This is a genomic window from Paenibacillus sp. FSL H7-689 (assembly GCF_000517905.1).
Classification (GTDB): domain Bacteria; phylum Bacillota; class Bacilli; order Paenibacillales; family Paenibacillaceae; genus Paenibacillus; species Paenibacillus amylolyticus.
Genome location: NZ_ASPU01000054.1, coordinates 52,550 through 63,497 on the forward strand (window position 1 = coordinate 52,550; position 10,948 = coordinate 63,497).

General features: G+C 46.0%; 10 protein-coding genes. 1 reads left to right on the forward strand and 9 read right to left on the reverse strand.

Translation table 11 applies throughout. The features are described from left to right. Window positions 1-34: 34 nt before the first annotated feature. Window positions 35-1,645 (reverse strand): family 10 glycosylhydrolase, encoded by a 1,611-nt coding sequence (locus C170_RS22765; protein ID WP_036614413.1) that lies wholly within the window; start codon window positions 1,643-1,645, stop codon window positions 35-37. A 209-nt stretch (window positions 1,646-1,854) separates the two neighbouring features. Next, window positions 1,855-2,283 (reverse strand): transcriptional regulator MntR, encoded by a 429-nt coding sequence (gene mntR, locus C170_RS22770; RefSeq protein WP_036614415.1) that lies wholly within the window; start codon window positions 2,281-2,283, stop codon window positions 1,855-1,857. A gap of 192 nt (window positions 2,284-2,475) precedes the next feature. Here mntR and splB point away from each other — a divergent pair, with 192 nt between their 5' ends. Beyond that, the gene (gene splB / locus C170_RS22775; protein ID WP_036614416.1) at window positions 2,476-3,546 is read left to right on the forward strand and encodes a spore photoproduct lyase; all 1,071 of its coding nucleotides are present in this window, start codon (window positions 2,476-2,478) and stop codon (window positions 3,544-3,546) included. A gap of 146 nt (window positions 3,547-3,692) precedes the next feature. Here the strand turns inward: splB and C170_RS22780 are convergent, their stop codons facing one another. The 7 genes from C170_RS22780 to C170_RS22810 form a co-directional block, all read right to left on the reverse strand. Continuing rightward, the gene (locus C170_RS22780) at window positions 3,693-4,406 is read right to left on the reverse strand and encodes a cytochrome c biogenesis CcdA family protein (protein ID WP_036614418.1); all 714 of its coding nucleotides are present in this window, start codon (window positions 4,404-4,406) and stop codon (window positions 3,693-3,695) included. A gap of 49 nt (window positions 4,407-4,455) precedes the next feature. After that, entirely contained in the window at window positions 4,456-5,259 is an 804-nt protein-coding gene (locus C170_RS22785) for a metal ABC transporter permease (RefSeq protein WP_017687569.1), read from the reverse strand. Between the two features lie 46 nt (window positions 5,260-5,305). Further along, the gene (locus C170_RS22790) at window positions 5,306-6,064 is read right to left on the reverse strand and encodes a metal ABC transporter ATP-binding protein (protein ID WP_036614907.1); all 759 of its coding nucleotides are present in this window, start codon (window positions 6,062-6,064) and stop codon (window positions 5,306-5,308) included. Between the two features lie 99 nt (window positions 6,065-6,163). Continuing rightward, window positions 6,164-7,222: a metal ABC transporter solute-binding protein, Zn/Mn family gene (locus C170_RS22795; protein WP_081746024.1), complete on the reverse strand. Its 1,059-nt coding sequence runs from the start codon at window positions 7,220-7,222 to the stop codon at window positions 6,164-6,166. Window positions 7,223-7,448: 226 nt separating this feature from the next. Continuing rightward, window positions 7,449-9,473, reverse strand: coding sequence for a methionine--tRNA ligase (gene metG, locus C170_RS22800; protein ID WP_036614420.1), 2,025 nt, complete (start codon window positions 9,471-9,473; stop codon window positions 7,449-7,451). A 636-nt stretch (window positions 9,474-10,109) separates the two neighbouring features. Then, window positions 10,110-10,361: a membrane protein insertion efficiency factor YidD gene (gene yidD, locus C170_RS22805; protein WP_017687565.1), complete on the reverse strand. Its 252-nt coding sequence runs from the start codon at window positions 10,359-10,361 to the stop codon at window positions 10,110-10,112. Window positions 10,362-10,363: 2 nt separating this feature from the next. Further along, window positions 10,364-10,828 carry a Fur family transcriptional regulator gene (locus C170_RS22810; protein ID WP_017687564.1) on the reverse strand — a complete coding sequence of 155 codons (465 nt, stop codon included), beginning with the start codon at window positions 10,826-10,828 and terminating at the stop codon, window positions 10,364-10,366. Window positions 10,829-10,948: the final 120 nt, after the last annotated feature.

Genomic DNA, 10,948 nt, shown 5'->3' on the forward strand with positions numbered 1-10,948 from the left:
AGGGTTTGTCTTATCACTGTATTGTTAAAATGTTTTATAGACCATAGTAGGCTTTTAATCTGGCAATCAAGCCGAGAGGGTTCTTCGTCAGGTACTGTGAACTGAAGAATATATCCCCTTTAACCGAAGAATACTTCTTGTTGTAGTTCAGCTGATCGATGATCTCCTGTGATGTCTGCCAGCCGATCTCTGGCGTACCTAACTTATAAGGAGAGTGACCGATATACAATTTTACATTTGTGTTAGCCACTTCATTCGCCCACCAGTCGACAACTTTGTCGTATCGGGCTACGTTCAATGTCATACTCCAATATACCTGAGGAGCAACATAGTCAATCCACTCCTGATTAATCCATGTCCGCACATCTGCATTCATGCTGTCATACGCGGTTACTCCTGCTTTGGTATCAGAACCTGTCAGATCAACAGATTTGTTACGCCACACACCAAATGGACTAATTCCATATTCAACGTTAGCTTTCACGCTGTGAATGCTCTGCCCGAGCTGCTTAACGAACTGATTGATATTGTCCCGACGCCATTCAGCACGGTCTTTGGTATTCAATGTGTTATAGGTTTTGAAGGCTGCATCATCATTAAAAGTCACATTGGACGGATAGAAATAATCATCCAGATGTACGCCATCAATATCATACTGATTGACCACTTCCATGATCGTATCGATAATATGCTGTCTGGCTTCCGGGATACCCGGGTTAATGTACATTTTGCCAGACGCATTCACAATCCAGTCTGGATGAAGCTTGGAGATGTGGTTTGCAGCCAAGTTTGACGTACTCGCTGAGTTCGTTGCTCTGAACGGATTAAACCAGGCGTGGAACTCCAGGCCCCGTTTGTGTGCTTCCTCAACCATAAAGGCGAGGGGATCATAACCAGGATCTTTACCTTGTGTTCCTGTCAATACGCTGTTCCAAGGTACCAGACCTGAAGGATAGATGGCATCCCCATTAGCTCTCACTTGGACAAATACGGCATTAATGCCCATACCTTGCAACGTATCTAGCTGTTTTGTATACTCCTGTTTTTGCTTCTCTACATTTCCCTTGGCACCGGATGTAGGCCAGTCTCCATTCACAGTGGAAATCCAGGCTCCCCGCATCTCTTCAGAAGCTGGTACAGTGCCCGTGCCTCCAGGCTCCGCTGGGGTTGCCGGGGTTGGTTCAGGAGTTGGGCCTGATTCGTCTCCTGTGTACAGATCAATAGTCTGGGCTGACTGATTCCAGTTCACTCGAATGCCCAGGTTCTCACTGACGAAACGAATGGGTACCATGACCCGACCTTGTTTCAATTCAACCGATGCATCCAGACCAACTACAGCGTTATCCACAGTCGCCTGTTGGCGTCCGCTTGTCATAGAGATGACCGAATCGGATTTCTGAATGGTCACGGTACGAGTGGCTTGAGACCATAGAACAGACGCACCCAGTCCTTCGCTAATAACACGCAGAGGCACCATCGTTACATTTACTTTGGGCAAGATGTAGGGTGATACATCCGATTCCAAACGGTTTCCGTCTAGAAAAATAGCGATTTCCTTCTGCCCGGCTGCTTGTGCCGTCATGCCTGCTGTCTGTAATCCAAGTACAAAAATGAGCAGCAGCATCAATCCTTTACGAACGTTCATTAGTGCAATCCTCCAAAATCATTATAAATTTGCGGTAAATTCTACTAGTTTAATAGACGCTCCTACCGTTCGTTTAGTTGCGAAAATCACCAAATTATGGTGTGATTGCACACAAAAAAATGCTTCCTGCCATTGAAACGGCAAGAAGCATCCTTTGATCACAGGATACAATTCATTGTAGATCACCATGTGTATTCCACTGCTGAAACTTAAGACTCCGTATTACTCATGACGTCCTGAAGGTTTTTGAGGTCACGCAACCGACTCTCATCCTGACGGAAGTATTCAACCAAGGACTCGATGCATGTAATGGAGTCCCAGCTCAGATGATGTTCAATGCCTTCAACATCATTGTAGATATTTTGTTCCTGAACACCAATCGTTGTCAAAAATTGTTCAAGCAGATGATGGCGCTCCATCAAACGTTTGCCCATCTTTTTGCCTTTTGGCGTAAGCACCAGTCCGCGGTACTTTTCATAGATCAGGTACTCGTCTTTGTCCAGCTTTTGGATCATCTTCGTCACCGATGAAGGATGTACTTCCAGTCCTTCAGCTATATCAGACACACGAGCATAGCCCTTTTCATCAATTAATTTGTATATACGCTCCAAATAATCTTCCATACTGGGCGTTGGCATCTGCTTCCCTCTTTTCTCTCTGACCGGCCCCTATTCGTGCCTGGTCCCTATCTTATAATGATACATGTTATCAATACGCATTGGCAAGTCCTGTACAGTTCGGAGCGCGCTGTTACACAAGTAATTGGCAGGCGTGACTTCTCCCCAAATGAGGCAAACTAAGCAAAGTTCCGCATCGAAAGGAGTGATTTCGTGAGTACAAGTGTAGCCTCACCGCCAGTTCGTAAAGCAAAAGGTACTAAACCCTTTATTCCCGATTTGGTGTATTTTGAACCCGGTGCGTTGGAATATGATAAGGGCAAACGGATTATGGAATGGGTGACATCCAAAAACATACCTTATCAGATGACCACATCCCATAACCGAATCACAAACTTGCCGGGTGAAACCGAACAAGAAAAATATCGGATGGCAAAGCGTACTCTGGTCGTCGGTGTGCGCAAAACACTCAAGTTTGACCAGTCGAAACCTTCAGCGGAATATGCCATTCCCATCTCTACAGGCTGTATGGGGCACTGCCATTATTGTTATCTTCAAACTACACTTGGTGCGAAACCTTATGTCCGTGTCTATGTCAATACCGAGGAGATCATTCAGGCTGCCAAAGGATACATTGAAGAACGCGCGCCTGAAATTACACGATTTGAAGCTGCCTGTACGTCTGATCCCGTAGGACTCGAGCATATCACGGAGAATTTAAGTGACCTGATTCGTTTTATGGCGGAAGAAGAATATGGGCGCTTGCGATTTGTAACCAAATATCATCACGTTGATCCGTTGCTGAACCTTAAACATAACGGCCACACCCGTATCCGGTTTAGTGTCAATTCGGATTATGTCATCAAAAACTTTGAACCGGCTACCTCCAGATTTGAGGAACGCATTGAAGCTGCTGGCAAAATTGCACACGCCGGTTATCCCCTGGGATTCATTATCGCTCCGATCATGTGGTATGAAGGCTGGGAAGAAGGATACTCGGATCTGTTGCAGAAGCTGGCAGATACGCTTCCAGAGGAAGCAACCAAGGATCTTACCTTTGAGATGATCCAGCACCGTTTTACCAAAACGGCCAAAGCAACCATTGAGAAACGTTATCCTAAAACCAAGCTGGAGATGGATATCGAGAAACGTAAGATGAAATGGGGCCGCTGGGGTCAGTACAAGTATGTGTATAAGGATGACCAGCAAGATGCGCTGCGCGAATTCATTACGGAACGGATCTTTGAACATTTCCCACTAGCCAGTATTGATTACTTCACCTAAACGAACAACAGGATTGCCCAAAATCATATTCAGTTAAAAGCATTCCTAACAAACGATTAAAAAGCAGGTTACATGACCCAGAGTGACTCTGGTGACATGTAGCCTGCTTTGTCATGCATTTTTTAATTCAAATTCAGTTCATCCGCTTAAATGATCATCCAGTCTGGTGTAATCTGCTGCAACCAGATCGTAATCTTCGTCATCTGATCTGTAAAAAGCAATACCCCAAGGAACAACATTAATGCTCCCCCAACTTTCATCATGACATTGGAATACCGTAAGATCCAACGTGTCGAACCAATGAAAAAGGCCAAAATGAAGAACGGGATTGCAAACCCTGCCGTATAACCTGTAATCAGCGCCAGCCAGGTTGTGGGCTCACTTGCAGCCATAGCAATGATTGCTGTTAGAATAGGGCCAATACACGGCGACCACCCTGCTGAGAAACCGATACCAAATATAAAAGAGCCCAGATAGCCTGCTGGTTTCCATTTCATATCCAGCTTGCGTTCCTTCATCAGAAACTGTGGCTTGAACACACCAAGCAAAAACAACCCCATAAGCATAATCAAAATCGCAGACAATTGCCGAATCAGTTCACGGTTATCATTGAAAAATTGGCCAAACAGTCCTGCACCCAGGCCAAGCGAATAAAATACAGCCGAGAAGCCTAAAATAAATGCCAGCGTATGCGTCATGGTCTTAAAGCGGACTTCGCGCTGATTGCGGTCATCCTTCAATTGTTGCACCGTCATACCTGTAATGTAGGAGAGGTATGATGGATACAGCGGAAGACAACATGGTGATATAAATGAGACTAAACCTGCTACAAAAGCCATCCATACATTAACATCAGGCATGAAGCGGATGTCTCCCTTCCCCGGGCTCACGTGCTTTCTCGTTCAGTCGTCAGGCTCGGAACCCTTTTTTTCCAATCATCGTCAGAATCAGCATCATGATCAGCAATAATACAATCGTTGCTCCAGGTGCGAGGTTCCAGATACCTGCTACAACCAGTCCAAGGACTACGGCAATTTCGCCAATCACCACGGACAAAATAATAGCGGATTTGAAACTTCGGGCCATCAACAGGCTGACTGCTACCGGAATCGTCAATAGCGCTGACACCAGAAGCGCACCGACAATCTTGATCGCCGTGCTTATGACAAGTGCTGTCATCACAGTGATCAACATGTTCAGAATTCTCACAGGCAACCCTGTAACCGCTGCCGCATCTTCCTCAAAGCTAAGCAGGAAAAATTCCTTATGTAACAATGCCACTACAATCACCACGATCAGCGTAACCACACCTACAAGCTTCAGATCCGTAGCGTCTAACGTATATATACTGCCGAACAAATAACTCATGACATCTGCATTATATCCTTTGCCCAGCGTGAAGAACAAGGAAGCAAGGGCCACGCCACCGGACATGATAATGGCAATCGATAATTCGGCGTAACTCTTGTACGCTTTGCGCAATTTCTCTATCGCAAATGAAGCAAGCACGGCAAATATCAAGCCTACCGCAATGGGATACACTTCAATCAGGAATCCAAGTGCAACACCGGCAATGGTCACATGAGACAAGGTGTCTCCAATCATGGATAACCGCCGTAAGACGAGGAACAGTCCGATTAACGGAGCGGTAATGCCAATTAACAACCCACCCGCCAGGGCACGCTGAAAAAAATCACTCATTAATATTTCCAAAACAAACACGACTCCTTCGGCCTTACTCTAATCTAATGGAATACGGCTAGCGTACCTGTGCAGTGGTATGTTGCAGATTGGTCTCAGCACAATCCTGTACCTCATGCGAATGACGGACATGAAAATTAATTTTGCCATTCGTTACCACAGCTTCAGAGCCCAGATAACTCTCCATCCGATCCATATCATGAGACACCATTAGAAAAGTCATTCGGTGATGTTCATGCATATGGGTAATCAGTTCAAAGAAACTGGCCTGTGATTCAGCATCAATACCTACGGTAGGTTCATCCAGAATCAACAGATCCGGGTGATTGATAAGCGCTCGTGCCAAAAATACACGCTGCTGCTGTCCGCCGGACAATTGACCAATACGTTTGTTCGCCAGATCCTCGATCCGCATGACCTGCATCGCATCCGTGCACTGTTGCTGACATTTGCGAGACATACGACGGAACATGTTTTTGTTATTATACAAGCCTGACATGACCACTTCACGAACGGTCGCAGGGAACAACGGGTTAAATGCATTCTTTTGAGGCACATACCCGATTCGGTCCCAGTCCTTGAACCTCCGGATCGACTGTCCGAATAGTTTGATATCTCCCTGCGCAGGAGGAAGAAGTCCTACCAGCATGCGCAGCAATGTCGTTTTACCAGCCCCATTGGAACCGATAATCCCGACAAAGTCCCGTTCCTGGGCCATAAAATCGAGATTCTCAATCACTCGCTGGTCCCCATAGGAAAATGATAGTTTCTCGATCTCTATAATTGGATCATGACATAGTGGCATGATTTGCTGCATGGCAAAGCCGCCCTTCATTATATATAAGAATCCCATAGCGTCCTAAGAGCCTTCACCGTGAACGGTAAAGACTCTTCGCTCTGAATTCTTCATTATATCTTATTTTAATGCGATCAGCAGATTTTGCAAATTTTTCTCCATGAGGGTGAAATAATCATCCCCGTTTGTTGCCTGCTCCTTGGTCAATCCCTCAACCGGATTAAGGACCATGGTCTCCACTCCTGCTTCACTTGCCAATGTTTTCGCCAATTTGTCAGATACCAGCTCTTCGAAGAAAATGTATTTAATGCCTTCATCTTTAACGAGTTTCGCAAGCTTCACAATATCCTGTCCTGTCGGTTCAGCATCCGGGGAAAGTCCCATAATGGCATGCTGGGTTAATCCATAATCACGTGCAAGGTAGCCAAACGCTTGGTGCGAGACAACAATTTCGTTGTTTGGTACGTTAGCCAATTCATCTGTAAAACGCTGATCCAGCGTCTCAAGCTTGGTACGAAGCTCTTCATAACGTTGTTCGTAACCTGCTTTGTGATCAGGATCTGCCTCGACCAGACTATTTTTGATGTTTTCAGCCATGATCATGGCTGATTTCGGACTAACCCACGTATGTGGATCAATATGATGATCAGCGACATCTTCACTTGCAGCCTCATCAGTATGTTCATCTGCATGCTCGTCTTCGTGCTCTTCGCCGTGACCGTGCCCATCATCACCCTCAGCAGTTAACAGCTTAACACCTTCACTGACGGCAACAGACTTCACCTGTGTATCGCTATTCAGCGACTTCAGGAAATTCGGAACCCATCCTTCCAGTCCAGCTCCATTATAGAGAAACAGCTGTGCCTTGGACGTATTAACGATATCCTGACTCTTCGGAGTCCAGTCATGTGGCTCTACTCCCGTTGGCAGCAGGTTAATAACATTGGCATCCTCACCACCAATTGCAGTCGTAAAAGCATATACAGGATAAAATGTCGTCACGACGTTTACCTTGCCTTCCACAATCTTCGCATTATTGGAACTATCCTGCCCACACGCTGACAATACCAGCAAAGTGAGAATAAGCAAACCCGTCCACAGTAACTTCATGTTGCCTCTTTTGCTCGTCTTCCCTATCCGGTTATCCTGAGCTTGATGTTGCACTTTATAAAATGTCATTATGATTCACTCCGCATCTCTTAATCGTAAACATTACTGAAAGAATTATAGGTAACCTGAACCTACTTGTCAAGCTATCCCGTCCTATTCATTCTTTCCTGAAGTACGGAGTTCATAACAGTATATGCTTGTTCTCTTCCCTTAAGATGCGATTTATATCAACAAAAAAAGGGGCCCGAATTACATCGGGCCACCTTGAGTCATTTTTATGACAGAATTTGATTTCTTATTTCACTTGTGCGCCATTAGGCATGTTGTCCGGTACTGTAGCAAGTGTAAGCTGGTCGCCATGCGATGCTGCAAGGATCATACCCTGGGACAGTTCACCACGAAGTTTCACCGGTTTGAGGTTGGTCACACAGATGACTTTGCGTCCAACCATCTCTTCTGGCGAATAGAACTTCGCAATTCCAGATACGACCTGGCGCTGCTCATAACCCAGATCGAGCTGCAATTTCAGCAACTTATCCGCTTTTTTGACCGGTTCACAGGCAATGACTTGCGCGACACGCAGTTCAACTTTGGCAAAATCGTCAATACCGATCTCTTCCGTACCTTCAGGTGCGGTTACCGGTTCAACAGGTGCTGAAGCTCCAGCATCTGCTTGACTTGCTTCAGGCTGTGCTGCTTTTTGGCCACCAGTCATTGCTTCGGAGATATAAGCAATTTCCTGTTCGGAATCCAAACGTGGGAAGATTGGATCACCTTTTTGCAATGCGTTTCCAGTTGGAACCAGACCCCATTGCTTAGCTGTATCCCAAGCTGTAAGTTCACCTTCCTGAATGCCGAGCTGTGCCCAGATTTTATGAGGAGCACGTGTCAGGAACGGTTGCAACAAGATGGAAGCAATTCGCAAGCTTTCGATCAGGTGAGCCATAACGGATGCCAATTCATCACGTTTTGCTTCATCACGAGCCAACGCCCATGGCTGCGTCTCATCAATATATTTGTTGGTGCGGCTGACAAACTGGCTGATCGCTGTCAGTGCTACGGAAAACTGCAGGTTTTCCATCGCCTGTTCCACTTTTTCCACCGTAGCATGGCCTGCTTCTTCCAGCGAAGCATCAAATTCCGTTACATTCGATGCAAACGCAGGGGCTTTGCCTTCAAAATATTTGTCTACCATGGCAACGGTACGATTCAACAGGTTACCCAGATCGTTTGCGAGGTCGGAGTTAACACGCTCTACGAAGCTCTCCGGTGTAAACGTACCATCGGAACCAAACGGTACTTCACGCAGCAGGTAATAACGCAGTGCATCAAGACCGTAACGGTCAATCAGAGTCACTGGATCAACGACATTACCTTTGGATTTGGACATTTTGCCGTCCTTCATCAACAACCAGCCATGTGCAAACACTTTCTTCGGCAAAGGCAAGTCCAGCGCCATCAACATAATTGGCCAGTAGATCGTATGGAAACGAACAATTTCTTTCCCTACCAGATGAACATCCGCAGGCCAGAACTTGTTATACAGGGATGCATCGGATGAACCGTAGCCCAGTGCTGTAATATAGTTGGACAACGCATCAATCCACACGTAAACCACGTGTTTTGGATCACCTTTAACTTTAACGCCCCATTCAAATGTAGTCCGCGATACGGCCAAATCTTCAAGACCTGGCTTGATGAAATTGTTGATCATCTCGTTCTTACGGGATTCCGGCTGAATAAAGCCCGGGTTCTCTTCATAATATTTCAACAAACGATCTGCATATTTGCTCATACGGAAGAAGTAAGATTCTTCTTTGACCAATTCAACTGGGTGTCCGCTATCCGGGCTCTTGGCCGAGATAATCTCACCATTCTCATTCTTCTCTACATCCACCAGTTGAGTCTCCGTGTAATACGTCTCATCCGGAATGCTGTACCAGCCTTCGTACTCACCTTTGTAGATATCTCCCTGTTTCAGCAAACGGTCAAAGATATCCTGAACAATGGTTTTGTGACGTTCTTCGGTTGTACGGATAAAGTCGTCATTGGAAATGTCCAACTTGTTCCACAGTTCCTTGATCCCCACAACGATATCGTCGATAAAAGCTTGCGGTGTCTGTCCTTTCTCTTGTGCCTTGCGCTCAATCTTCTGGCCATGTTCATCGGTTCCTGTCAGATAATGAGCATCGTAACCGCGTAGACGCTTGTAACGAACCATCGCATCTCCCGCCACAGTTGTATACGCATGCCCAATATGCAATTTGTCACTCGGATAATAAATCGGGGTTGTCAGATAAAATGTTTTTTGGTCAGCCATGAATAACTTCTCCTCCTTCAAATGTTCCTGCTTCATGTGATCCCTTCGTCCAAAACAACTAAAAAAGAACACAAAAAACTCCCGCCCCTATGGGACGAGAGTTGCTCTCACGTGTTACCACCCAAATTCCCCATGTTTTTCGCAAAACACAGGCTCTGTCGGTCCTTCGACCGCCCATTAACGCTGGATCACGCCTCAGCCTTACGACAGCAGCTCTGAAATCACTGTCTGCACGCTCGAAAGAGGTTCCTCCGGGACCATATTCCATCCTCCTCCCAGACCGGTTCTCAGCTCATCCGGCTCTCTGCACTGGGGGTGTGTCTGTACTTATCCCTTCACTGGAAATCATATAGAAGTTGTTCAAAAAGTCCACTTTTGATTACGAATCATGCCTACCGGCATCATCAGCATCGAAGTTGAAATTCAGCCGAAATGTCCGTTGCTCACGTAGGTTTCCTACGCTCCGCTACTCCCTTTCTAACTTCATCCCATCTTCTTGGTACTGAAAACTAGACTTTTTGAACTCGCATATATAGGAAAATATACTGAAATGCGGACCCCTTTGTCAAGTGGACAGCATACTCAAGTTCAATCCTGGCCTGCTTCCAGGCCACCCGAATACTTCAAGTTACATCGTTACTCTGATACCATCATGGATTTCTCCGCCTTTGGTGGCACCAGATCTACACCGCCTGGATGAAACGGGTGGCATTTGGCAATACGTTTCGCTGTTAACAACGAACCTTTGAGCGCACCGTGTACTTCAATCGCCTCCATGGCGTAAGCCGAACAGCTCGGATAGAACCGACATGTTGGCGGTGTTAATGGAGAGATATAGTTGCGGTACACCCGAATGGGTGCCTGAGCAATTCTGCGCGATAACTTCATGGTCAGTGCTTCCCATGAGCGTGTGTATGTCCCGATGCCGCTTTGGCCGGAGCATGCTCTGCACAGTCCTTACAATATCCAAATACCTCGAACTTGTGGTCTACAACCTGAAATTGCTCAGGCGCATCTGCAAGCTGCATCGGGCAAAAAATAATAGGATATGTCTTCTGACACTTCAGACAGATCATATGATGGTGATGATGATCTTCACTACAGTGCGCTTTGAATTTAACGCCATCTTCGAAGATGACCTGTTCCAGTACACCCAGTTCCTGCATCACCCGCAAATTACGATATACTGTGTCAAAACTCAGTCCACTGTAAGTCTTACCCATATATTCATAGACGTCCTTGGGTGTAAGATACCCGGGAGACTCGGCAAATAACCGGGCCAGTGTTTTCCGCTGATCGGTAATGCGAAGCCCCTGTGAGGACATGGTCGAAATAATCTGTTCTGTCGACAGCATGATCTAAAGCACCTCCTGTCATACGAGCATTTTGCATCATTCATAGAGCGACAGTTTATTCGGCAAAAGCGAAAACTTTTGCTTTCTTGTATACCTCTAATAATGCATCAAATTACGATT